23 protein-coding genes and 1 tRNA gene are annotated in these 22,911 nt (G+C 64.0%); 7 read left to right on the forward strand and 17 right to left on the reverse strand.

Annotated features, from left to right (window positions below):
• Nucleotides 1-226: 226 nt before the first annotated feature.
• The 7 genes from ACEL_RS08325 to ssb form a co-directional block, all read right to left on the reverse strand.
• The gene (locus ACEL_RS08325) at nucleotides 227-973 is read right to left on the reverse strand and encodes a sirohydrochlorin chelatase (protein WP_011720450.1); all 747 of its coding nucleotides are present in this window, start codon (nucleotides 971-973) and stop codon (nucleotides 227-229) included.
• A complete protein-coding gene (cobA, locus tag ACEL_RS08330; RefSeq protein WP_011720451.1) occupies nucleotides 970-2,397 on the reverse strand; it encodes a uroporphyrinogen-III C-methyltransferase in 1,428 nt (475 codons plus the stop codon). The genes ACEL_RS08325 and cobA overlap by 4 nt, the downstream gene beginning before the upstream one ends.
• A gap of 25 nt (nucleotides 2,398-2,422) precedes the next feature.
• Nucleotides 2,423-3,718 (reverse strand): sulfate adenylyltransferase subunit 1, encoded by a 1,296-nt coding sequence (locus ACEL_RS08335; protein ID WP_011720452.1) that lies wholly within the window; start codon nucleotides 3,716-3,718, stop codon nucleotides 2,423-2,425.
• Nucleotides 3,719-3,721: 3 nt separating this feature from the next.
• Complete coding sequence (cysD, locus tag ACEL_RS08340) at nucleotides 3,722-4,708, reverse strand: sulfate adenylyltransferase subunit CysD (protein WP_011720453.1); 987 nt, start codon at nucleotides 4,706-4,708, stop codon at nucleotides 3,722-3,724.
• Nucleotides 4,705-5,394, reverse strand: coding sequence for an adenylyl-sulfate kinase (cysC, locus tag ACEL_RS08345; RefSeq protein ID WP_011720454.1), 690 nt, complete (start codon nucleotides 5,392-5,394; stop codon nucleotides 4,705-4,707). Before cysC ends, cysD begins: the two co-directional genes overlap by 4 nt.
• A 234-nt stretch (nucleotides 5,395-5,628) precedes the next feature.
• The gene (locus tag ACEL_RS12950) at nucleotides 5,629-5,724 is read right to left on the reverse strand and encodes a putative leader peptide (RefSeq protein ID WP_420794979.1); all 96 of its coding nucleotides are present in this window, start codon (nucleotides 5,722-5,724) and stop codon (nucleotides 5,629-5,631) included.
• Nucleotides 5,725-5,803: 79 nt separating this feature from the next.
• Entirely contained in the window at nucleotides 5,804-6,343 is a 540-nt protein-coding gene (gene ssb / locus ACEL_RS08350) for a single-stranded DNA-binding protein (RefSeq protein ID WP_011720455.1), read from the reverse strand.
• Nucleotides 6,344-6,584: 241 nt separating this feature from the next.
• Here ssb and ACEL_RS08355 point away from each other — a divergent pair.
• From ACEL_RS08355 to ACEL_RS08390, 7 genes are all read left to right on the forward strand, one after another.
• Nucleotides 6,585-6,657: transfer RNA gene (locus ACEL_RS08355), tRNA-Arg, on the forward strand.
• Nucleotides 6,658-8,169: 1,512 nt separating this feature from the next.
• Nucleotides 8,170-8,400 (forward strand): helix-turn-helix transcriptional regulator, encoded by a 231-nt coding sequence (locus ACEL_RS12955; RefSeq protein WP_041835032.1) that lies wholly within the window; start codon nucleotides 8,170-8,172, stop codon nucleotides 8,398-8,400.
• A gap of 191 nt (nucleotides 8,401-8,591) precedes the next feature.
• A complete protein-coding gene (locus tag ACEL_RS08370) occupies nucleotides 8,592-8,954 on the forward strand; it encodes a hypothetical protein (RefSeq protein ID WP_148204577.1) in 363 nt (120 codons plus the stop codon).
• Nucleotides 8,955-9,034: 80 nt separating this feature from the next.
• Nucleotides 9,035-9,574: an efflux RND transporter periplasmic adaptor subunit gene (locus ACEL_RS08375; RefSeq protein ID WP_011720460.1), complete on the forward strand. Its 540-nt coding sequence runs from the start codon at nucleotides 9,035-9,037 to the stop codon at nucleotides 9,572-9,574.
• Nucleotides 9,571-10,260 (forward strand): ABC transporter ATP-binding protein, encoded by a 690-nt coding sequence (locus ACEL_RS08380; protein WP_011720461.1) that lies wholly within the window; start codon nucleotides 9,571-9,573, stop codon nucleotides 10,258-10,260. Before ACEL_RS08375 ends, ACEL_RS08380 begins: the two co-directional genes overlap by 4 nt.
• A gap of 24 nt (nucleotides 10,261-10,284) precedes the next feature.
• Nucleotides 10,285-11,562 carry an ABC transporter permease gene (locus tag ACEL_RS08385; RefSeq protein ID WP_011720462.1) on the forward strand — a complete coding sequence of 426 codons (1,278 nt, stop codon included), beginning with the start codon at nucleotides 10,285-10,287 and terminating at the stop codon, nucleotides 11,560-11,562.
• Nucleotides 11,563-11,629: 67 nt separating this feature from the next.
• Nucleotides 11,630-12,133: a methylglyoxal synthase gene (locus ACEL_RS08390; protein ID WP_011720463.1), complete on the forward strand. Its 504-nt coding sequence runs from the start codon at nucleotides 11,630-11,632 to the stop codon at nucleotides 12,131-12,133.
• Nucleotides 12,134-12,296: 163 nt separating this feature from the next.
• Here the strand turns inward: ACEL_RS08390 and ACEL_RS08395 are convergent, their stop codons facing one another.
• From ACEL_RS08395 to ACEL_RS08440, 10 genes are all read right to left on the reverse strand, one after another.
• Nucleotides 12,297-13,745, reverse strand: a complete 1,449-nt coding sequence (locus tag ACEL_RS08395; protein ID WP_011720464.1) for a methyl-accepting chemotaxis protein — start codon at nucleotides 13,743-13,745, stop codon at nucleotides 12,297-12,299.
• A 234-nt stretch (nucleotides 13,746-13,979) separates the two neighbouring features.
• On the reverse strand, nucleotides 13,980-14,609 hold the full coding sequence (locus ACEL_RS08400; RefSeq protein WP_202943346.1) for a nucleotidyltransferase family protein: 630 nt from the start codon (nucleotides 14,607-14,609) through the stop codon (nucleotides 13,980-13,982).
• A 5-nt stretch (nucleotides 14,610-14,614) separates the two neighbouring features.
• Nucleotides 14,615-15,688 carry an XdhC family protein gene (locus ACEL_RS08405; protein ID WP_011720466.1) on the reverse strand — a complete coding sequence of 358 codons (1,074 nt, stop codon included), beginning with the start codon at nucleotides 15,686-15,688 and terminating at the stop codon, nucleotides 14,615-14,617.
• A gap of 214 nt (nucleotides 15,689-15,902) precedes the next feature.
• Nucleotides 15,903-16,526 carry a DUF1989 domain-containing protein gene (locus tag ACEL_RS11990; RefSeq protein ID WP_011720467.1) on the reverse strand — a complete coding sequence of 208 codons (624 nt, stop codon included), beginning with the start codon at nucleotides 16,524-16,526 and terminating at the stop codon, nucleotides 15,903-15,905.
• 283 nt (nucleotides 16,527-16,809) lie between these two features.
• Entirely contained in the window at nucleotides 16,810-18,675 is a 1,866-nt protein-coding gene (locus ACEL_RS08415; protein WP_148204578.1) for a PucR family transcriptional regulator, read from the reverse strand.
• Nucleotides 18,618-19,598, reverse strand: coding sequence for a DUF6282 family protein (locus ACEL_RS08420; RefSeq protein WP_011720469.1), 981 nt, complete (start codon nucleotides 19,596-19,598; stop codon nucleotides 18,618-18,620). The genes ACEL_RS08415 and ACEL_RS08420 overlap by 58 nt, the downstream gene beginning before the upstream one ends.
• A gap of 2 nt (nucleotides 19,599-19,600) precedes the next feature.
• Nucleotides 19,601-20,845, reverse strand: a complete 1,245-nt coding sequence (locus ACEL_RS08425; RefSeq protein ID WP_148204579.1) for a diaminopropionate ammonia-lyase — start codon at nucleotides 20,843-20,845, stop codon at nucleotides 19,601-19,603.
• Complete coding sequence (locus ACEL_RS11575; protein ID WP_011720471.1) at nucleotides 20,821-21,534, reverse strand: SRPBCC family protein; 714 nt, start codon at nucleotides 21,532-21,534, stop codon at nucleotides 20,821-20,823. The genes ACEL_RS08425 and ACEL_RS11575 overlap by 25 nt, the downstream gene beginning before the upstream one ends.
• A 2-nt stretch (nucleotides 21,535-21,536) precedes the next feature.
• The gene (locus ACEL_RS08435) at nucleotides 21,537-22,022 is read right to left on the reverse strand and encodes a (2Fe-2S)-binding protein (RefSeq protein WP_011720472.1); all 486 of its coding nucleotides are present in this window, start codon (nucleotides 22,020-22,022) and stop codon (nucleotides 21,537-21,539) included.
• On the reverse strand, nucleotides 22,019-22,906 hold the full coding sequence (locus tag ACEL_RS08440; protein WP_011720473.1) for an FAD binding domain-containing protein: 888 nt from the start codon (nucleotides 22,904-22,906) through the stop codon (nucleotides 22,019-22,021). The genes ACEL_RS08435 and ACEL_RS08440 overlap by 4 nt, the downstream gene beginning before the upstream one ends.
• Nucleotides 22,907-22,911 lie beyond the last annotated feature (5 nt).

Raw genomic sequence — 22,911 nt, forward strand, 5'->3', positions numbered from 1 at the left:
CACCGTGGCCGGCACGGCCGGCCGGTTGGGCACGGCCGGTCGGGCGCGGGGGTGGCGGGCCGGGCGCGAGGGCCGGGGTCGCGGACCGGTCGCCGGCCGGGGACCGGTCGCGGGCGCAGTCCGGTCGGGGTTGCGGACCGCTCGCCGGCCGGTCGGGCGTCGCGGGCGCAGTCCGGCCGGGGTTGCGGACCGCTCGCCGGCCGGGGACCGGTCGCGGGGCCGGTTCTCATCCCGGCCCGCGGTACGGCCCACCGCCGGAGATCGCCATCAGCCGCCGGACCGCCGCGTCGTACCGTTCGAGCACGACAGCCACGATCTCGTCGTCCGCGCCGAGCGGCTCAGTCACGATGTCCGCCCCGGTTTCGCTGAATCGGTCAGGAAGTTTGCCCGGAGCGAGCACGTAACTTGCGACGACGACCGGGCGGTGCCCGCGTTCGCGCAGGCGCGCCACGACGTCCGCAACATCCGGTTCGCCAGACGCAAAGCCGATCGTCGCGCCCAACGTGGCTGCGACGCCGGCGAGCTCGGCGTTCGCCCGGGGGTCGGACGTGCCGATCGCCCCGAGGACCACCGCCGCATCCGACGGCGCACCGGCTTCGGCGAGCCGCCGCCGCACCAAATCGAACAGCCGTGGATGTGGCCCGAGTGCACCCGCGACAATCCACCGCAACCCGGGATGCCGAGCCTCAGCGGCTCGCAGCAGCTGCGGAATGTCGGTGTTGACGTGGTAGGCGGCGGTGAGCAGCAACGGGACGACGACCAGTTCGCGCACGCCCGCGGCGACGAGATCGTCGATCGCGGTGGGGACATCGGGCTGGCTGAAACCGAGGTGGGCGAGGACGGCGGGCACGTCGGGACGCGCCGCGCGAACCCGGGCGATCAATTCGCGCATGACGGGCTCGGCCCTCGGTTGCGGGCTGCCGTGCGCTATAGCGAGCAGTGCCGGAGGATTCACCCGCGCCGGAGGATTCACCCGCGCTCCTCCGCGTGTTGTCTCGACCGGCCTCGAGGGCGCCCATCGCTTGCCGGCTCACCCGCGCCGTCGTCCGCAACAGGGGATCCCACCCTCAGCCGGCCAGGCGACACGCGCGCGGCTATCTCGTCCCCGAGAGCCGCGACAGTCTCGTCCCCGAGAGGCGCGACAGTCTCGTCCCCGCGGCCTCCGATCCGCCGATCCTCCCGCCGCAGGCCTGCCGCCCCGGTAACCGTCTCGTCCCCGAGCGTTGTGACCCGCCAGGCGACGACATCGCCGACGACCAAGACCGCCGGCGGACGCACACCCACGGCCTGGGCTCGCGGCGCGATCGTCCCCACGGTTGCGATCGTCACCCGCTGGTGCGGAAGTGTGCCGTTCTCGACGACCGCGGCCGGCGTGGACTCGTCAAGACCCGCTGCGACGAGCTCCTTGGCAATCTGGTCGATGCGACTGACCCCCATGAGGATGACGAGGGTCCCCCCGGCGCCGACGACCGACCGCCAGTCGACGTCGTCGTGCCCGCTCAACACCGTGAAGTGCCGGGCCACGCCACGCTGGGTGACCGGAATCCCCGCGCTTGCCGGTACGGCGATGGCGCTCGTCACGCCGGGAACGACTTCGCACGGCACTCCTGCGGCCATGCACGCCGCCAACTCTTCCCCGCCGCGACCGAGGACGAACGGGTCGCCGCCTTTCAGCCGCACCACGAATTTTCCTTGCCGCGCAAGGGAAACCAACAACTCGTTGATCTCAGACTGGGTGCGGGTGTGATGGTCGCGTGCCTTGCCCACGTCGATCACCTCGACACCGCTGGGCAGTTCGGCAAGGAGTGCCCGCGGCCCCAGCCGGTCGGTGACGACGACGTCGGCTTCCGCGAGCAGCCGCCGGCCACGCACCGTGATGAGCTCGGGGTCGCCGGGACCGCCGCCGACAAGGGCGACCCGCCCGGCGTGTGCCCGGTGACGACGTAACGGCAGGGCACCGGTGTTCAGGGCGAGCTGGACGGCGTCCCGTAGTACGCGCGCCCGGCACGGATCCCCGCCGGCGTTCACCGCAATGGTCACGTCATCGACTCGGGCGACCGCCGGGACGGCGGCCGAGCTGTGAGCCGCATCTGCAGCCCTGACGTACCAGATCCGCGCGGCCTCGGCCTCGGCGCACACCGCGTCGTCGACGTCCGGTACACCGGTGCAGGCATGGACCAGCCATGCCCCGGCGACGTCCCCGGGCTGATATGCCCGCCGGAAGGTGCGAATCCGCTGATCGCTCGCCAGCTCCGGCGAGATGTCGGGAGCGATGACGTCAACGCGGCCGCCGGCGTCCGCGGCCGCAATCGCCCGGCGCGTCCCGACCCGCCCCCCGCCGACGACGACGACCCGTCGGCCGGTCAGATCGAGAAGGAGTGGGTATTGGGCGGTCACCGCGTTCTCCAGCAGCTGACCGGCGCTAACCGGTACGCGATTCGAGGGGATCGCCGACAAGTCCGGCGGCAAGCGTCGCGCCGTCCTGCTCATCGATGAGGAGAAATGCGCCGGTGAGCCGGTCCGTGGCGTAATCATCCACGGCAAGCGGCGCTGCGACGCGCAACCGCACTCCGCCAATGTCGTTGAGCACCAATTCGCCGTCCGCTTTCTCCTTGCGAAGCGTCGCAATGTCGAGCCGGTACGTGATGGCGTCAATGACCCCTTTGACGACGCGGGTGGTGTGTTTGACGAGGAGACGGTCACCGACCCGCAGCGGCCGCTCCGCAAGCTGACAAATTGTTGCGGCGAATTCGCGCGTCACCGTCGGTTCGGCACCCGGCGTCACGAGCAGGTCACCGCGTCCGATATCAAGCTCGTCGTAGAGCCGCACGGTAATGGAGCGTGGGGCCGCCGCTTCGGTGAGCGGACCGTCGAACGTGTCGATAGCGGCGACACGGCTGCGCAGCCCGACCGGGAGGACGACGACGTCGTCGTCAACCCGGAGGATGCCGCTTGCCAATTGGCCGGCATACCCGCGATATTCCGAGGCGCGGATGACGTACTGCACGGGAAATCGGACGGGCTGGCCAGCCTGGTCGAGATCGACGTCGACGGTTTCGAGATGCTCGAGAAGTGTCGGACCGGTATACCAGGGCATCTCAGCCGACTTCTCCACCACGTTGTCGCCGCGCAATGCGCTGACCGGGATCACGGTATGGTCGCTGATGCCGAGCGCTTCAGCCGCCGACGCGAAATCCGCCGCTATGCCGCGGAAAACGGACTCATTAAAGCCGACAAGGTCCATTTTGTTCACCGCAAGCACCAGGTGCCGAATGCCGAGGAGCGCGGCGACCGCGAGGTGTCGGCGGGTCTGCTCGACGACGCCTTTGCGCGCGTCAACAAGCAGAACGACCAGTTCCGCAGTGGATGCGCCGGTCACCATGTTCCTCGTGTACTGCACGTGGCCGGGCGTGTCGGCGAGGACGAATTTGCGGCGCGGTGTCGTGAAGTACCGGTAGGCCACGTCAATGGTGATGCCCTGTTCCCGCTCGGCCCGCAAACCGTCGGTGATCAGGGCGAGTTCGATGTCGTCCGAACCCCGGCTGCGGCTGGCGCGCCGCACGGATTCAAGTGTGTCGGCGAGCACCGCTTTGGAGTCGTGGAGCAACCGGCCGACAAGGGTGGATTTTCCGTCGTCAACACTCCCCGCGGTGGCGAACCGCAGCATGCCGACAGTGCGGTCGAGCGTGGACACGGGTGGAGTATCCGTATGCAACATTTCCTAGAAGTAACCTTCCCGTTTCCGGTCTTCCATCGCCGCCTCGGAGAGCTTGTCGTCCGCCCGGGTCGCGCCCCGCTCGGTGATCCGGCTCGCCGCCACCTCCGCGATGACCTCGGCGACCGTACTGGCGGTTGACTCGATCGCCCCGGTGCAGCTCATGTCACCGACCGTGCGGTAGCGAACCTTCTTCCGCTCCACCACCTCGCCGTCGCGCGGCCCGCCCCACGCACCGGGCGCGAGCCACATGCCGTTGCGAAGGAAGACCTCGCGCTCGTGCGCGAAGTAAATGGAGGGCAGCTCAATGTTCTCCCGCTCGATGTACTCCCAGACATCCAGTTCGGTCCAGTTGGATAGCGGGAAAACGCGGACGTGCTCGCCGGGGCGATGCCGGCCGTTGTACAAATTCCACAGCTCCGGACGCTGGCGACGGGGATCCCATTGCCCGAAGTCGTCCCGCAGCGAGAAAATTCGCTCCTTGGCCCGCGCTTTTTCTTCGTCGCGGCGACCGCCGCCGAGGACGGCGTCGAACCGGTGGGCGGCAATAGCGTCGAGCAGCGGCACGGTCTGCAGCGGGTTTCGCGTTCCGTCCGGCCGTTCCCGCAGCTTGCCGGCGTCAATGTAGTCTTGAACGCTCACGACGATGAGCTCAAGGCCGAGCCGCGCGACCAGGCGATCGCGAAAGTCGAGGACTTCCGGGAAATTGTGTCCGGTGTCCACGTGCATGACCGGGAAGGGAATGGCCGCCGGCCAGAAGGCTTTCAGCGCGAGGTGAAGCATCACCGCGCTGTCCTTCCCGCCGGAGAACAGCAGCACAGGACGCTCAAATTCGGCGGCCACCTCCCGAATGATGTGAATGCTCTCGGATTCCAAGAGATCCAGGTGCGGCACGACGGGACGGCGCGGTTGCCGGTCGGCTGCCGTGCGCCGGACTGACACCGGATCTGCACGGTACGTCGGACCTGCGGCTATCTCACTACGCACACTCATTGCACTCCTTCGCCTACGGCGCTGGGTTCGAGCCCATCCGATTCGACTCGCGTGTCGCGGGGCTGGTCCGTGATCGGCAAGTCGGGCGTTTCGCTGCGGGCCATCACCTGGACGAGGACCGCATACACCCGGTCGACGGCCTCGGCGACGGTGAGACCCGTCGTGTCGAGGCGGAGTTCGGGGTTCTGCGGTTCCTCATAGGGGTCGTCGACACCGGTGAGGCCGCGCAGCACACCGGCTTGCTGCTTGGCGTACAAGCCTTTGACGTCACGCGCGGCGCATACCGACAACGGCGTCGCGACGTGGACTTCAACGAACGGAATTCCTTCTGCCGCGTGTTCGGCACGGACTGCGGCGCGGCTGGCTTGGTACGGCGCGATTACCGGCACCAGGGCGAAAACCCCATGGCGGGCCAGTAACCGGGCGACGAAACCCACCCGCCGGACGTTCGTCTCCCGATCCTGCCTACTAAATCCGAGGTCAGCGGTCAGGTGCCGGCGCAGCTCATCGCCGTCCAGGATCTCCACCTGCCGGCCTTCGACCTGAAGCCGGGCCGCAAGCCCGCTTGCGAGAGTCGATTTGCCCGCGCTCGGGAGCCCAGTGAACCAGACCGTCGCGCCGCCTCGCGACAACACCGCCGAACCGACCGGCGCCGCCCTAAGCCGGTGAGCCGATGCCGCAATCATGCACGTCCCCTCGTCGTCGGTGTCCCCTCGCTGCGCACACCTGCGTGACGGCGCGGTTGACCGGCCGTCAGCCCGGGTTCGCCGCGGCGACCCAGCTGCCGATCAGCGGACCTTCGCTGGTGCGATTCACCCATGGGTGACAACGTCCCTTCATTTCGGTGAGCGCAGGCCAACGAGCTCGTTGCGAGCTGTGGATCCGTGACCTGCGCTCGTCTTCGAACAGCGGCTACAGGGTCAGCACGCGGGCATACAGACAGCGCTCGACACCCGCAACAGGTCGACGTGCAACCTGGCGACAAGGAGAACCGTCGGCGGGTCGGAGCGTGACATCACCCTTTGAGGGTGCCATACTCCTCCAATACCTGTCGAATCTCTAGACAATGTGTCGCGTGACAGGAACCCGGCAACCTCATGCCGGCGTCGCGAGCTCGGTCATGTCGTCCTCCAGAGCGGACGCAATCGCGGACTCAGCGCCCGACCCGGCCGACTCGATGTCGGACCTGTCCGGCTCGATGTCGGACCTGTCCAGCTCGGTGTCTGATCTGTCCGATCCATTGCCAGGCGACGGCCAGTGTGCCACGCCCGCTCGCTCTGCCCGCTTGACGACGGCAACCGCGCGGGAGAGATCGGGACCGACCGCGAGCGCGTCGATCTCCACCCCCTCGCGGCGACTGCCATCCTTGGCGTCATACCAGCGCGTCGCCAGCCGGCCGATCACGATCACGCTCTGGCCGCGCTTCAACGATGCGGCGACATTCTCGGCCAGCCCGCGCCAGCAAGTCACCGAGGCGAAGAGCGTCTCGCCGTCGCGCCACTGCCCGGCTGTTCGATCAAAGCGCCGAGGGGTCGCGGCTAGCCGAAACGACGCCACTGCATGGCCGTCGGCGGTGAAATTCAACCGGGGATCTGCCACCACATTGCCGAGAATCGTCACCTGCGGATCAAACATCGCAATCTCCCTCCACGGATACGGCCCGCCTTTGTCGGATAGGGCTCGCCTGAGTCGGTCCCGCGCGGTACGACGAACAGCGGTCGACACCGCGCATGTGGCCAGACTGCGTCACGCCGGGGCCGCTTCCGGCTCGCGCTGCGCTACCTGGGGACGGCGAACCGCTGTCCTGTGGATGAGGGACGTTCGGCCCGAGGCGGCGAAACTCGGCTGCGCGTCCCGTAGCCTTGGAGTGTCAATTGCCCCCGTAGCTCAGCGGACAGAGCAGCTGCCTTCTAAGCAGTCGGTCGCAGGTTCGAGTCCTGCCGGGGGCGCACGCGACGCGAACCTCGCGAAGGCCTGGAAATACCCGCAATCAGGTCATCGAAGGACACGCCCGTCGCATCGGCCACAATCTGTGAAATATACCGGTAGTCGCGTGGGGGCGGATCATGATTTTCCCACCACGAGATATTGCCCGAGGACACGTGTGCGCCCATCTGCTCGGATAGGATGCGCGCGAGATCTCGTGTGCTCAGCCCGGCAAGCCGCCGCGCCTTGCGCAACCGATCACCCCAGGTGAACTCTATGCGTGCACTCATGCCTAAAGACTACGCGTCGCACAGCCTGATCCGCGCGTCGACGGCTATTGACAACGTGCTCGCCGAGGCGCAAGGCAACACTGAGAATCCCTGGGCTTCGTAGGAGAGGAGAAAGGGATGGGCAGCTACTCAATGCCTCAGACGCACGTGAAAATCTTGTTGTGGCCGTGGTTGATGGCTCGTTGTACTGTACTGGTCGCACAAGTCAACAATATTGTCGGTGTGCACGAACAGATTCGGATCGACTGGGTGCGCAAAACGGTAGCGTGCAATAACACCCCGACGTATGCGAAATCCGTGTCCGAGAATTCTTGTTATTCTGTGAATCCACAGACTGGGGAAATCTGGCCCCGGTCACCACGGTTTTGCGTGTTTTGGCTAAAACGGGACTGATTCAATGAGCGGCGAACGCAGCCGCTGGTTACACGGTCAACAACCTGCCAAGCTTGCTGCGGCTTATCTCGGGCGGCCGAAAGGACGAGGCGAGGAAACTGGTTGCGACCGCGCACAGGAACGCCTCCGATGTGGCGCGGAACGCGGGCACCGCCGTGCATGCTGTCCCGGAACGCTGGGTAAAAACCCGTCCGAACCGGTCGCCATTATTGCCACCGAGTCCTACATTGTGGTCGCTTCGAGACTATTCGCTGAGAGAAAGATTGCCCTGGCACGAGAGATCATCGAATCCGAGGCGACCGTGATTAGCCGGGAAATCGGGCATGTGGGCCCCGCGGACTCGTGGCGCACTAGCCAGGGTGAGATCGCGGCGCGCGAGGGGCGACGCATGCGTTGCGCGATCGACTACCTACCGCCCGGGATGCTCCCCATCGCGAACCGAGAGCGTCTGTTCGCGATGGCGATTGGAACGCTACTCTACTCGGAGTAACGTGAACCGCCAGCACAAGAAGATCGTAAAGGTTGATCTGACCAGCACACGAGAACGCAAGCGGTTCGAAGTCGAGTCTCCCGAGGTGGCGCTGGCGCTTTTCCGTAAGGCGCACCGGACGGTCGACGACCGCTCGAACGTCACGCTGCGCGTCCTCGTCGCCTGGTTTGTCGAACGTTGCAAGGTGTGCCACAACGTTGACCTGCAAGATCTCACGAAGACCAGTCATCGTCGGTGCGCAGTGCACTTGCACACCACCCAGGCGGGCACGGCCCGGTCAAGGCACGCAGAACAAGCAGGGCCGGTCATGAAGCTAGCAGGACGGCGTGAGATTCGGCGGGTGTCCTTACCGCGACGCTACCGTGACCGACGGTCGTGCGCGTATACGAGGCCGGCGGCTCGCCCAGGCGCGGCAGGCCGCCGGGTTAACCCAGGCCCAGCTCGCCGACCTAGCCAGCGTCACCTACCAAGAGATTAGCCATGACGAGGCCGGGCGGCGCCAGCGGCCAATCGACCGAGCTATCCAGATCGCCGAGATTCTAGGCTGGGACGTGCAAGAATTATGGGGTATCAGTGATCGTGAGGAAAAGTAGTCCAGTCCATATTACCGGGAGGGAGAATGCACACTCGGAAGACCGTTCTAACAGCTGCTCTCGTCGCGCCGTTACTCGCGGCTTGTGGCGCTAGTCAGAGCACGAACTCTAGCACTAGCAGTCGTAACACGACTCCGTCGTCATCGCCAGCGAGTGACTCTACGAGCACGTCATACAATCGAGCCACAGCGATGTTCGCAGTCTGTCGTGCCGATTTACAGGAACTATCGGCGACGCTTAAACGTGTGGGCGCCGACTTTTCATCAATTCAAGATAACGCGTCAGCTGCGGCAGCCGACTCGGAAACCCTTGTTCGCCAGGTGCAGACATTCGATAATTTCTTACGCAACAACCTGTTGCCCGCGGTTAACGACCAGCTCGTCGCCTCAGATATAAACGACCTAGTCAAAGAAGACACGCACCTAATCCCGGTCTTACAGCAGGTTGCAGCAAATCCAACCGACGCTTCCGTCGTTGCGGTTGCTAATGCCGAGGTGAATCAGTGGGCGGACCCGATTCAGCGCGTCGCCGCCGACTGTGATGCACTGGGCTAGGCGGTTTACAGCCTGTCTAGTGCATCAGTTTCCTGTTGCTACGGGATCGACACGTAAGTCTGCGTGACGGCAATAGACGCATGCGGGAGCACCTGCAGGTACGCGCGCCGTTGGGCGACCTCTCCGCGGATGTCGTCAAGCCGGGACAGCATGCCATGCTCAACATCGCCGGTTTCGACCACCCGGTGGAAGGCGCTGTTCGTGGGGTGGACACGGAACCCGTCACCGGCGCTGCGGAAGGGACGGATCAGTCTGGTCCCGGCAGTAGCGACGCGGAAGTCATCATCGATCCGGTGGAGCAGCTGCCGGTTGCGCTTGTCGGCCAGAGCGTCGCAGTGACCGTCGTGCTCTCGCATACGGCGAACCCGGTCCTCGCTGTTCCGCTCACCGCGGTCATCACGGCGCCGGACGGCACGACCGCCGTCGACATTGCGGACTCATCCGGCCACATTCAGCGGGTACACGTCGACGTAGGCGAAACAGGCGACGGTTACGCCGAAATTCGCCACGCCGATCCGCCGTTGCGCGAAGGACTCCGCGTCGTGCTCACTCTCGATGACAGCGGCTCGGCCAGTGCACCGGCAACGGATGCGTCACCCTCCGACCAGGCACAGCCATGAGCGTGATTTACCGGCTCGTCGATGTCTGCTTGACGTACGCCGCGCACCCTCCGGTGCATGCCGTGCGCAACTGCACACTCGACATCCATAGAGGTGAATTCGTCGCGATCTGCGGAACCTCCGGCTCGGGTAAATCCAGCCTGCTCAATCTCCTCGGCCTTATTGACCGGCCGACATCTGGTGAGATTTACTTCCGCGACACAGCCGTCGCGGCATTGAAGGACCACCAGTTGACGGCGCTTCGCCGACACTCGATCGGCTTTGTCTTTCAGGCGTTCCACCTTATTCCCCATCGGACGGTCGTGGATAACGTCTGCCTCCCGATGGTGTACGCCGGCGTACCCCGACGAGAACGGCGCGCCCGCGCCCTCGACGCGCTCCGCACCGTCGGGCTCCTCGACCGGGCATGGGCTCAACCACAGACCCTCTCCGGGGGTGAAGCACAGCGTGTCGCCATCGCGCGCGCCCTCGTCACCGCGCCGGACGTCATCCTCTGCGACGAACCGACCGGTAATCTTGACAGCGCGAACGCCGCAAATGTCATCGACGCATTACGTGCACTCAACAACGACAACCAGACCATCGTGCTCGTGACGCACGATCAGAACATCGCGCGTGCCGCCCGGCGCATCGTCAGGGTGCGCGACGGCGTGGTCAGCGAGACAACGCATCCCGACGCAGCGTGACGGTCAGTCGACGTAGGCGGCAACATGACAAAGCCACGGCATGGAACGCGTTCGCGGCAAATTCTCGGAATTCTTCGGGAAGCCGCGTCCTCAGTGGCCGCCCGATCCACCCGGGCGGCGCTCACCATGCTCGGTGTCGCCGTGGGCATCGGCACTCTGGTCGCCACCGTCGGTTTGGCGACAACCGCAGCAGCCCAGATCGACAGCGAATTCAATGCGCTCCTCTCAACGCTCGTCGGCGTCGGCGCCGTCGCGGACGGCGGTCCATCGACGATAGATACCGGCGCAACGACGACATCAGCGGTGAACTCCGCCGATCTCACCGGTCCACACACCGGAACGACTCGGGAGGACGCGTTTCCGCCGGACGCGATCCGGCGTGTCGCGCAGATCACCGGCGTCGTCTGTGCCACGCTCTGGTACACGATTGATCCGAACGCATCGTTCACGACGTCCATCATCGCCGCCAGACTCGGCGAGGTCACGCCCGCCCGCCTGGTGGCCGGTGACGAGAATTTCGCCCGCACCGAAGAACTCAGCATCGCCGGCAGAACGGACCTCGGTGTCGGGCCGACCGCATGGCTGGGGGCCGGTCTCGCTGACCATCTCGGTATCACGGCGGAGCAACTCCCCATCGACATTCTCATTTCCGGCGTCCCCACCGCCGTCGTCGGCATCATTACCGACGCACCGACGGCGCCGTCACTGCTCAGCTCGGCGGTGATTTCCGTGCGCAGCGCTCAGGAACGATACGGGAATCTCGGCCGCAGCGACATGACAATGCTTATCAGAACTCGTCCCGGGGCGGCGTACGTCGTCGCGCATTTGGCACCGCTTGCCATCCGGCCCGACAATCCGACCGCGCTGGCCGCATCCGCACCACCGGAACCGACCCATTTGCGCAACCAGGTGAACACGAGCCTCAACCAATTGCTGCTCGGTCTCGCTGCTGTTGCGCTGCTCGTCGGCGCACTCGGCATTGCAAACATGACACTCGTCTCCGTGCTCGAACGCGTCGCAGAAATCGGATTACGTCGCGCAGTCGGCGCCACCCGGCTTGCCGTGGCCACTCAATTTATCGCCGAGAGCGGCACCCTTGGCTTTCTCGGCGGCATCGTCGGCGGCTGCGCCGGGCTCATTGTCGTGGTCGCTGTCTCCGCCGCCCACACCTGGACGGTGACCCTGCCGGCCGGACTACCCCTGCTCGGGCCGGCCTTGGGTTTACTCGTGGGCATTGCAGCCGGCGGCTATCCGGCGTACCGCGCATCGAGAATCCCACCAGCCCAGGCTCTCCGCCGCTGATTCCCGCTAGTCGGACGTCGACCGCGCCGTTGCCCTCCGCCCGCGCCTAGCCCGCTACGATGGCGGCGTGACAACCCAGGCGCTCACCGGCACTCCGCGCCGCCACATTGCGTTGGTCGCGCACGACAACAAGAAGCGTGAACTACTCGAATGGGCGGCGTACAATCGCGCAACACTTGCCCAACACGAGCTGTACGCGACGGGAACGACCGGCGCACTGCTTCGCGAACAGCTCGATCTCGAGATTCGTTGCCTGCTCTCCGGGCCGTTGGGCGGCGACCTGCAAATCGGCGCCCAGATCGCCGCGGGCTCTGTGGATCTTCTCGTTTTCTTCTGGGATCCGCTCGAACCGCAACCGCACGATCCCGACGTCAAGGCACTCCTGCGGGTGGCTGTGCTGTGGAATATCGCAATTGCGTGCAACCGGACGACGGCGGACATGGTGATTTCGTCGCCGCTCTTCAGCGGGCCGTATCAGATCCACCGCCCGACGTACCGGCAGCCCGACAACGTGCACCTTGCATCGACCGCGGTTGACAGCCCCCACGACGACGCACTGCCCCAGCCCTAACAGCTAGCCCGCCCACCGTCAACCGGTGACCAACCCACCGGCGCCAGACCCGCGTCCACGCGGCAACCCTTTGGCAGTCTGGACGCCGTCAATCCGGCCCACCTGCTGATGCGGGCGCGGCCGGTTTCGGCGCCTGACGGGTCGGTTCGCCGCCCGCCCATGCCTAATGCACGATCTCGACCTTTGCGACGCTCGCCCAGAAATACCGCGACTTGGGATTCTTCTTCGGCGATACCTCGAGGTGGAAGACGTGCTCACCGGGCGGCAAGTCGGGGCTTTCCCAGACGAGGGAGTGCGCCCGACGCACCGGCGAATAGAAGTCAACCAACTGACGCGGACCGTTGTCCACCCATACCTCGGCCATTCCCTGTTGGGCGTCCAGTGAGCCGTAAAACCGGATTTTCCGTCCGACGAAGCGCAGGCTCACCGAATCCCCGGGGACGCTGCTGTACGCATCACCCCCGGCGTCGGTCTCGTATCCACTGCCGTGCAGCCACGAACCGTGGTAATCAAACTCGTTCAGCCCGGTGCCGCACACATAGTCGAGCACGGTCGTGACATTGCCGACCGTGCTCGTGCCCTTACGGTTCAGCTCGGCCTGATCGACACGTTCGACCGGATCGTCGATCGGAGCGGCAAATCCATTTGCCACGCATCCGTCGACGAGCTGCCGCAGCGCCCGCTCGATACGGGCAATCTCCTCGGTCTTGGGGGCATCTTTCTGCGCCCCCAGATAGGCGACTTCCCGCGCCTGGTCGTGCACCATCGAAATGCGGCGGGCAATTTCGGCGGCACCTTGGGCGGCAAGCGCCGAGACCCGGCCGATCTCCCGCGTCGTGGCGGTCTGTTGGTTGACCGCACCGGCGATGCTCGCGGTACTTTCGCAGATCCGCGCCATGGTGGCGGAAATTGCGTGGATTGTTTCGGACGCGTGCTTGGACCGCTCGTCAATCCCGACGAGCAGCGAACGCACCTGCTCGGTGGCCTGCGAGGTCTGACTCGCGAGATCGTTGACTTCTGCGGCGACGACGGCAAAACCGCGCCCGGCCACACCGGCGCGCTGGGCCTCGATTTTGGCATTCAACGCCAGCAGATGAGTACGGCGGGCGATGGCCGCAATCGTGTTCGCGATCTCATCCACGCTGCGGAGCGCTTCGGCCAATTCCAGCACCCCACTCGCCGCCTGGTGACTCTGATCCGATGCAGCAACGGCAATGTCGGCTGCCTCGGACGCATGGCGGGCGATATCGCTAATCGTGGAGTTCAGCTCGTCAGTGGCGCTGGCCACGACACCGACGCCATCGGAGACCTGAGTAATCGTGACACCGACGTCGTACGCCTGTCCCGCCGTCATCTCTGCGGTGTCCAGCATTTGCTTGTGGGTCGCGGTGGCGGCGCGGCGGGCCTCGTCCAGGCGATCGACGGCCTCCTGCACGGTCGCGGTCAGGGTCGCGTACCGGCGCAACACTTCATTGAGCTTCTGCTCCACGGCACTGTCGGTGGCGGGACCGGCGTCGACCTGCGCCGTCAAGTCACCGGCCAGCACGCGGTCGAGGACGGCGGACAGGCGCCGCAGGCGCGCAGCACTCCGCCCGAAAGACAGCGAGCGCACGCTACTCCTCGTCGTAGTCGTTCGGACGTCCCTCCCCGCCGCCTCCGGGGAGACCCACGCATGGTTTTTCGGCACGTTTCGGACCGGCCTGAGTCCAAGAAGCGGATCGCGGCGACGCCTCTCACGGTAAGGCGATCTCTGCGGCGGCAAGCCGGACCATCGCGCGGGCGAAGCCGGCGTCACCGGACGTCCGGCTCGCTCGGACCGTGGGGCCGCCCACGCCCGCCGAGCAGGTCACGCCTTGTCGACAGATCTCTCACGGAGCTGCCGCTCCGCCGCTTCCAGATCGGTAGGGGTATCGACGTCCACCGGCATCACAAGATCGTCACACCAGATCTCGGTTACCCAGTCGGGGTGCGCACGCATCAGCGATCTCGCACCTTCGTCACCTGCGGCGAGTCGCACTGCTTCAGGCCAGCAGTCGCGACTCAGGAGAACGGGGTGTGCCCGCCGGTCTCCATACTTCGCCGCCGCGATCCGCGCTCCGGACTGGAACGCACGAATCACCCGCCGCACGGCAAGTGAAGTGATTCCCGGCTGGTCGCCAAGCGCCACGACGACCGCATCGGCGTGACTCGCCGCCAGAGCATCAAGGCCCGTTCGCAGACTCGTGGCAAGACCCGCCGACCATGCGGTGTTGTGAACAAGTCGCAGCCGTCGATGCTGCACCGCTGACGAGGAGCGAAGCGCAGCGGCCGCCTCCTCCCACGCCGCGCCACCGACCACGACGATCGGTGCCACACACCCACCGCTGAGCAGCGCGTCGGCCACGTATTCCACAAGGTATCGGTCAGCCAACCGGACGAGAATCTTCGGCTTGCCGAAGCGGGTACCACCACCTGCGGCAAGGACAAGGCCGGCCACCCGGGTCATCGTCGAACGGGTCCGGCGGTTTCGCGCAATGGCCTACCGCTCGCCGCGTGCCGACTCGCGATGATCTCAGCCATGATCGATATTGCGGTCTCCTCCGGGGTCGATGAGCCGATGTCCAGGCCGATCGGCGAATGCAGCCGGTTGAGCGCCTCCGTCGAGACTCCCGCCGCACGCAGGGCGGCGAGGCGTTTGGCGTGGGTGCGGCGACTTCCCAGCGCGCCGATGTAGCCGGCAGGGGTGGCGAGGGCCGTTTCGAGCAGCGGAATATCGAACTTCGGGTCGTGGGTGAGCACACAGACTGCGGTGCGCTCATCGACCTCCACACCGCCAAGGTAGCGGTATGGCTGATCGACAATGATTTCGTCGGCCTCCGGGAAACGCTCCCGCGTCGCAAATACTGCACGGGCGTCACACAGCACGACGTGATATCCGAGCAATTTGGCGGCGCGCACCAGCGCTGCGGCGAAGTCAGTCGCACCAAATATCAGCATGCGCGGGGGCGGCAGAAAAGTCTCGACAAAATAACGGCCGCCGTCCACGGTTACGACCGCGGTTGTTCCAGACTTGAGCATGGCACGCATCTCGGCGACCAGAGCAACGGCCGAGGCTTCCGGATGTGACGGCGGCAGCACAGCCCCCTCCGTGACAATGACGTGGTCACCGAGGACGTCGTCGGAGAGACCGGTGGCCGACGCAACCGGAACTCCGCCGGCGACATCCCGGGCAAGGTCGGCGAAATGCGGATGCCGCCCAGCGTCGATCCGCTCGATATAGACGTCAATGTCTCCGCCGCACGTGAGTCCCACGGCGAATGCGTCCTCGTCGCTCACGCCGTAGTGGGCAAGCACCGGAGAACCGTCCTTTATCACGTGCATCGCGGTCTCGTAGACGGCTCCCTCGATGCACCCGCCAGAGACGCTGCCGACGACTGTGCCATCGCCACTGATCGCCATCGCGGCGCCCGGGCCGCGCGGCGCGCTGCCGAAGATACGGACCACCGTCACCAAAGCGAACGGACGGCGAGCGGCAAACCACCGGCTGGTGGCGCTAAACAGTTCCCGTGCGGACACGTGCATGCCTCCCACTAGCGACGGTACCGCCGTCGGCTACGGGGACGCACAAGCCTGAACCAATCGGTTCGGCGCCAGGATGCCGCTGTCCTAGAACAACGCAATTCCGCCGCCACCGAGACGACCTCGGCTGCGAACAAATGATCGGACGGCGCCCGCCGGAGCTCTACGCGTGGCTCATCACTCCCGGAGGTCACGAGGCGCACAGGCGCACTCAGCCGGCATCGCCCGGTCCATGGAAGATCTCCCAGAGCAGCGGCTTCCGCCTGCCGGCGTTGCACGGGTTCAGATCTTGCGGACAGTTAGATAGCGCAACGACGAGATCCATCTTCGCCAGGAATTCGACGTAGTCGCCTGCACCAGCATTCGGTTCCTCGATAGACCACGTACCATCCGGTCGCACCGGACAGTTCATAAAGAGGTTGAACGACATAGGTATATCACACCGACGAAGCCCCCACGGCCTTAGCGCCTCACAGAAATTCTCCACACATCCGCGGTGTCCTTCTACTCCATATCGTACATTGTCAATCTCAGCATTACACGAGCCGGCTAAGAGGTCATGCGGCTCTCCACTGCTTGCGAGAATTTGCAGCATAGGTCTACTCAGCTCCGAATAGAGGACGTTGCCGGTCGTCAGGTAAATCGAGCCATTCAGACGTATTGTGTTCGAGACCCAGAATCGTTCACTCAAGTCATCCGCCGCAAAGGCAATAAGGTCACCGACTTGCTTGCCTTCGATGTTGGTCACGCGAAGGACCTGGCCCGTGATGATTTTCGTTGCGATGTACCCGCCCGGTTCAATCACGGAAGATGTCAAGAGCCTAGCCTCTGCCATGTTTCTTGCTCCTACGCCCTGCGCATAACGGCGGAATAAGCGATCAATGGTTCCACACTGACCAGCTTAGGCGTTACGCATCCTGGAGTTATCGTCAACGAATGCCAGAACAGAGCCACGCTCCTGTCAGATATCGCCACAGTTGACAATGACAACTGTCTGTGACAGAGCGACGAGACGTCACCAGCTCCGCACGCTCACTCCGAGTGACGGCCCAATGACGTGGGCCTCATCCCCCCAGCCGCTGCTAGTGAGATCTGATCGTCGGCCAGAGCCTCGGGCATCATGCAATCGCCTTTGGCTGCCGCGCTGCGGCGTGTTGTCTTCCATGCGACGAAGACTCACTTCCATCGCTCGCGTTGAGACTGCCGAGGATCTCATCCATTTCGAGAAGTCTCAACGCGACGCTGATTCTCATTGAGGCCTCTGCGTCATCGATGAACGGACCTAGAAGATGCTCAAGCTTGGCGACACGGTACCTCATGGTGTTGTAGTGATAGTGGAGGGTACGGGCGGTTTCGGCGACATTGCATCGGTTCTCCAGCAGAGCTGAGAGTGTTGTCAACAAATCAGATCTGGACGGTTGCGGAAGGCGGAGGAGCGGTCCGAGTGTCTCGATCACGAACGAGCGCAAGTCGTCGGGACCTACATTGCAGAGGAGGCGATAGATGCCGAGTCGGGAATAACTCGTCACTGCCCCGGCCCCAGTCAGCCTGTTGCCAACAGCGAGAGCCACGCGAGCTTCCTGGTAAAGGCGGGGGATCTGGTCGGGGGCAGTACCAGGACCGCTAATGCCCACCGAAAAGTTCCCCAAGCCGGTCGTAACGAGTTCGTTCCGAACCATGCGTGCGATGTGCTCCGCTTTACCGGCGTCAACCACAGCTACAAGCTCAGCGGCAAATCCGGCCGCCGCCGCTGCCGAATCATGGTTCCGGACAAGTGACGTCCACTGATTGACAACCCTCAGGGCCGCCAGTTCCCGAGCGCGAGGATGGAGATCAATCGCACCGGGAAGCTCGTGCTGACGCGCCACAATGACACTTACGGTGCGGTTCAGATTCCAGCCAAAAGTCGTCGCATATGCAACCGAGTCGACGCCGCCTGCGGACCCACCCGTCACAAGGTCGTGGAGTGCGTTCGATGCAAAATGGCGTTCAACGGAAGCCACCGCCAGTTCCCTGGTGATCTCCAGTGCAGCGACGAGAGCAGCCTGCTCGACTGCGGTTGTACGCACGAACGGCAGACGTCGCTGGCTCCCATCGACGGCAATGACGTAGCCATGCTCAAGACCGCCTGCAGAGATCTTGGCAACGGACCAAGGTGCGTCAGACGACGTTGGAGAAGAAGCGTCCAATAGGCGCTCGATCGCGATACAACCGTCTGAGCGTAGCAGTCCAGCCTGCTCAAACGATGCCCGATCGTCGCTGATCGCGCGAACTGATCCTGCCCGATCCACGATTGCAACCGCTGCGCCTCCGAGCATGTCCGAAAGCTCCTTGACCAGCAACGCAAGCCCGCCGCCGGTGAGGGCGACCGTCAGTAACCGATGATGAAAGTCATGCGTCAGTTTGAGAGCCAGGGCTTGACGATTGACGATGATGGTGAACGCCTGGCTCAAGACTTCATCCAGCGCCGTCTCATGTGGGATAATGATCACGGGAAAGTTCAACCGATCTGCTGTCGCAAGCACTTTCGGTGCGAGGTTCGACATGTACTGGTCCAGTTTCACACCTAATCCAGCCAAGCCTCGCTCGGACAACTGCTCAACCAGGCCTGAGAACTCATCCGGATCGCGAGGCAAGGGATACCCAGTAGCCAACAGAAATTCGTCGCGTCGGGTCCACCGGACGATATCCGGTACCGACATGACGTTCAGACAGGCTATGCCCCGCTCCAACCCGCCTCGACCTGCGACGATGCTTGCGCTCCGCATCACATCGTGCTCGAGCAACTCGGCAACGGTGAGCGTCATGCGCGTTATCGGTGAAACACCATCCGGCGCAGCGCGTTCGGCGTTACGGCTCGTAACGATATCGGATGACATGCGGTCGGATTGCTGATCGGAGGAGCGAACCGTTGACTCACACATTGCTACCTCACTGTTGGCGGTGCCGACATGCACGGATCTTCGACCAGCGACCGCGCCCACGCGAGATCCTCCTCCGAGGGCTCTGGGACGCTCCCGTCGAAATCGAGGAGGTCTAATGGGTTTGCCGAGATCATCCTTCTGACATCTTCCTCGGACACGCCCTTCTCAAAGATGGTCTGTGCAAATATTCGTAGGGCCTCTGAAGGCAGCGGATTATGGCGCTGCCCCGTATCTGACACGAGCAGGCAACGGGAGGCGCCGATTCGCTCGATGCTCTGCACAATCTTTGGTACTGCCGCGTACTGCCATGCCGGGGAGACCGTGCAATACCCAAACTCGGGCATGGCGCCAAGGCGGGCCACCTCTTCCAAGGTATCCAGGTCGAGGTTGGGTACCCTAAAGTACGGATGAGTTATGACAATCTTCTCGACGCCCACCGAACGTGCCTCTTTCACGAGTGCCACGATCTCGCGAGGAGCGAGGTGCGCCGTCCCCAGGATCGCACCATACTGTGCGACCAGCTCAAGAATCTCCTTTACCTCGGGACGTAGCTTGCCCTCTTTGTCCTCGATCCAGATCCCCTCGGCCTGACTGCGCCCACCCTGCTGGGCGTCGTAACCCCCCGTACCGCCGTGCACCGCGGCGTGGTAGCCAGCATCCACGGTAGGCATCCACACTTCCTTGCCGCCTAACCGGAGCGCAGCTTCAACAGCCGCGGCATTGAGGCCGCCAACGTAATAGTTAAGAACAATTCCGCCATAGACACGGATACCTGGGATAACGCGCTGAACCAGGTAGGCGCGGGAGACAGTACTCTCGTGGTGGCATTTCAGCATGATGGCCTTCATGCCAGCGTCACGTGCGGCGCGCACAATGTCGAAATCATCCGCAAGTCGCGGGAACAGGTCGGGATACGGATGACAGTGGAGATCAGCCGCGCCGACGACATCGATCAATGGACCACCATATGTACGCTTGCCCATCCCTAGCTCCCTGGCTTGACACCTACTGCTTCCTCATGAACAGGCACGGATCGGCCGACAATCCGCGCCCATCCTTCAGGGTCGGTCGCGCCCTCGGTCGATAGCAGAAGAATGACGGCGTTCTCGTCGAGGTGCAGCCGCTCGCGCCACGCAGTAGGAGCACGGTGGTCACAGAGCGCCAGAAGGCCGCCCAGGGAGGCGGCACCACTCTCTCCCGAGATGACACCGATGTCAGCGAGCTCGCGCATCGCCCGACGGCTCCACTCATCATCAATCGCCACGACGACATCAAGACCCTGAGACACGAATGGCCAGGCCACAGCAGACGGCGTCCCGCAATTGAGACCTGCCATGATCGAGTGGTGTGGGCCCGGCACAGTCACAAGACGCCCCTCACGGATGGACGACTGGACACAGTTGGCCGTCACAGGCTCAACTCCGATAACGATTGGCCGTACGCCGTCTCCCAATTCCGGCTTGTAGTAGTTGATCACCGCAGCCGCCAGTGCACCGACACCCACAGGCACGACGATCAGGCTTGGCTCGGGACTGCCATGGCCCGCCAACTGTTCCGACGCTTCGAAAAAGATCGTTGAATATCCCTCAATCACACGCCGCGGTATTGACGTGTAGCCCGGCCACGAGGTATCTGAGATCACGAGCGTGTGCTCATCTTCATCCTGCGCCGACCGGCGGATTGCGGCATCATAATCCCCGCGCACAATCTCGACCACGGCACCCTCAGACTTGATGGCAGAAATACGTGCCGGAATCGTGCCCTCCGGTACATAAATCTTCGCCGGACACTGGAGCAGCTTCGCCATCCGGGCGACCGCTCGGCCGTGGTTGCCGTCCGTCGCTGCGACAAACGTAATCGGCCTTAGGGGATCGATGGCTGTCTTGAGATCCTCCACGCTGGACCACGTAATCTCGTGGCCAAGTCGATCAATGAGGGCGCAGTAGATCGCATAGGATGCGCCCAGAATCTTGAAAGAAGGCAAGCCAAGGCGCCAGGATTCGTCCTTCACCCAAACGCGCCTCACCCCGAGCCGCGAGGCGATCGAGGAACTCTCAACAAGAGGAGACGGCGCGTACGCCGGCAATTTGCGATGAATGGCGAGCGGTCGCGCTGTCCGCGTCGCACCGGCTACGTGCGTGACGGCGGCGGAATTGACGACTACCTCCGGCAGCGGAGGAGGTGCGGCTGACACCGTCACCGCAATCATCTCCTCTTCCTGGGCAACCATCGAGCCAGCTTGTCGAGCAGTATTGACCACAGCAATCGCAAGAGGTTGACCGGCTTGGCGGGAGCCACGGTCTTAGTCTCAAAGGGCGCACTCTTTTGATCCGGCGAACCTTTAGCAGGCGCCTGATCACGCAGTGTTCCGTCAGCGGCGGCAGGCCGCACGGCGACGTCATCCATGGGCGGCGTAGAGCCACCGACTCGGGTTTCGGCTTTGTCGGTCCCTGCAGGCTGCATGCCGGCGCTGTCGGCTGCGAGCGCCTCGGACATCCGCTCACCGAACTGAGCAAAAAGCTTGCCTGCCACGTCTTGCACGCCCCGGCCCAGCGAGGCGATTCGACCGGTCAGTTGGACATCGCTCTCCAGCGCCAGCTCTGTCCGATTCTCGGATAGGGCTTTGAGTCGCGCGACGACGGTCGCCCGCGCTGTCCCGGCGCCGTTGCGATCGCGCCCATTGGCTTGCAGGCGAACGCTATAGGACGTCTTGTCCTTATCTTCGATGGTCAAGCGTCCCTGGTAGTGCACAGAGATCGGACCGACCTTGACCACGACCGTACCGTCGAAGGTTCGATCGTCGAGAACTTCCGTGAGCGTCGCTCCCGGCATGCAGGATGCCACACGCGGAACGTCATCGAAGAACGACCAGACCCGATCGATTGGTACCGGCACCTCAAGGGACTGCTCGATTCTCACCGTTACTCTTCCTTTTCTGCACGTCGCATGGCCGCGTAATCCTCGATCGCGTCAAGTATCTTCGTGTAGCCGGTGCAGCGGCAGATGTTTCCCACCAGTGTGTAACGGATCTCGTCACGCGAGGGCAGGGAGCGCCGTTCGACGAGGTCATACGCCGTAAGCAACATTCCCGGGGTGCAGAAACCGCACTGCGATGCACCGTGGCGTAGGAAGCTTTCCTGCAAGGGGTGAAGCGCGTCGCCTTCTCGGCACAACCCAGCGGCTGTGATGATGTCCCGCCCGTCTGCCTGCACGCCTAGCATCAAGCACGCACTCACGGGCGAGCCGTCAAGGAGAACCGTACATGTCCCGCAGACCCCTTCGCCGCATCCGTAACGCACGTCAGGCATACCGAGTCGATCGTGTAGCACGTCGACGAGCGTTTCCTGTGACTCGACAGGTACCGTACGTCGCACTCCATTCACGACGAGGGTTATTTCGTGTTTCACCGATGCGATGCCCCTCCTCTCGCTCTTGCGATTGCACCCGCAAGGGCTCGCCGCGTGAGAACAGCGACCAAATGACGGCGATAGGCGGCAGATGCCCGAACATCTGAGAAGGGTTCGACATGGGCAGCAATCATTGCGGCTATCTCGTCGAGGGACTCATCGCTCCCATCTGTTCCCACCGCAGAGGTGAGAAGTGGTGCGTCGACGGTCATCGCGCGATCCCCGACTCCGCCGAGTGCAAGCGCGACATCCGAGATGGTGCCGTCTACGTCCGAAAGCCGCACCCGAGCGGCGACGGCGACAACCGCAAAATCCGATCCACGTCGAACGACTTCTTCGAAAGCCCAACCGGTGCGAGGTGCCGGTAAGGGTATGCGAACCGCTGTGATCATCTCATCCGGCTCAAGCGACGTCGTGAGATAGCCAACGAACAAATCAGAGGCGTTAAGCGTCCTACCGCCGCTGCTGCCAAGAACGTCCACGCGGGCGTCGACGGCCAGAGCGGCCACGCACAATTCCGCACTTGGATCACCATGGGCAAGACTGCCGCCGATCGTTCCCCGATTCCGTACCCGGACGTTGCCAATGTGCTTGGCAACCATCGGCAAGAGCGGTGCGTGTGCCTCGATCAACCGATCTTCCAGAAGCGACCGGTGACGAGTTAACGCCGACAGTCGGAGCTCGCCGTCGGTGATGATCGGCGCGTGAGCTGGAACGCTGTTAAGATCAATCAGCACACTCGGCCGGAGGAGCCGCAAGTTCAACATAGGAATGAGGCTCTGTCCCCCTGCGAGCAGTTTGGCGTCCTCCCCGTAGGTACGGAGGAGCTGGGCCGCGTGCTCGAAGCTGTCTACCGTGACGTAGTCGAACGGTGCACAGCCCATTTCAC

Source organism: Acidothermus cellulolyticus 11B (assembly GCF_000015025.1).
Classification (GTDB): domain Bacteria; phylum Actinomycetota; class Actinomycetes; order Acidothermales; family Acidothermaceae; genus Acidothermus; species Acidothermus cellulolyticus.

Excerpts from the sequence above, each read along its gene's own strand:
- ACEL_RS08380 (WP_011720461.1), top strand. The coding sequence starts at position 9,571 with ATGAGCGTGATTTACCGGCTCGTCGATGTCTGCTTGACGTACGCCGCG.
- ACEL_RS11990 (WP_011720467.1), bottom strand. The coding sequence starts at position 16,526 with ATGGCAGAGGCTAGGCTCTTGACATCTTCCGTGATTGAACCGGGCGGG.
- ACEL_RS08425 (WP_148204579.1), bottom strand. The coding sequence starts at position 20,845 with ATGGTTGCCCAGGAAGAGGAGATGATTGCGGTGACGGTGTCAGCCGCA.
- ACEL_RS08440 (WP_011720473.1), bottom strand. The coding sequence starts at position 22,906 with ATGGGCTGTGCACCGTTCGACTACGTCACGGTAGACAGCTTCGAGCAC.
- ACEL_RS08375 (WP_011720460.1), top strand. The coding sequence starts at position 9,035 with ATGCGGGAGCACCTGCAGGTACGCGCGCCGTTGGGCGACCTCTCCGCG.
- ACEL_RS08335 (WP_011720452.1), bottom strand. The coding sequence starts at position 3,718 with ATGTTGCATACGGATACTCCACCCGTGTCCACGCTCGACCGCACTGTC.
- cysC (WP_011720454.1), bottom strand. The coding sequence starts at position 5,394 with ATGATTGCGGCATCGGCTCACCGGCTTAGGGCGGCGCCGGTCGGTTCG.
- ACEL_RS08420 (WP_011720469.1), bottom strand. The coding sequence starts at position 19,598 with ATGGGCAAGCGTACATATGGTGGTCCATTGATCGATGTCGTCGGCGCG.
- cysD (WP_011720453.1), bottom strand. The coding sequence starts at position 4,708 with ATGAGTGTGCGTAGTGAGATAGCCGCAGGTCCGACGTACCGTGCAGAT.
- ACEL_RS12950 (WP_420794979.1), bottom strand. The coding sequence starts at position 5,724 with ATGTCACGCTCCGACCCGCCGACGGTTCTCCTTGTCGCCAGGTTGCAC.
- ACEL_RS08385 (WP_011720462.1), top strand. The coding sequence starts at position 10,285 with ATGACAAAGCCACGGCATGGAACGCGTTCGCGGCAAATTCTCGGAATT.
- ssb (WP_011720455.1), bottom strand. The coding sequence starts at position 6,343 with ATGTTTGATCCGCAGGTGACGATTCTCGGCAATGTGGTGGCAGATCCC.
- ACEL_RS08370 (WP_148204577.1), top strand. The coding sequence starts at position 8,592 with ATGTTCGCAGTCTGTCGTGCCGATTTACAGGAACTATCGGCGACGCTT.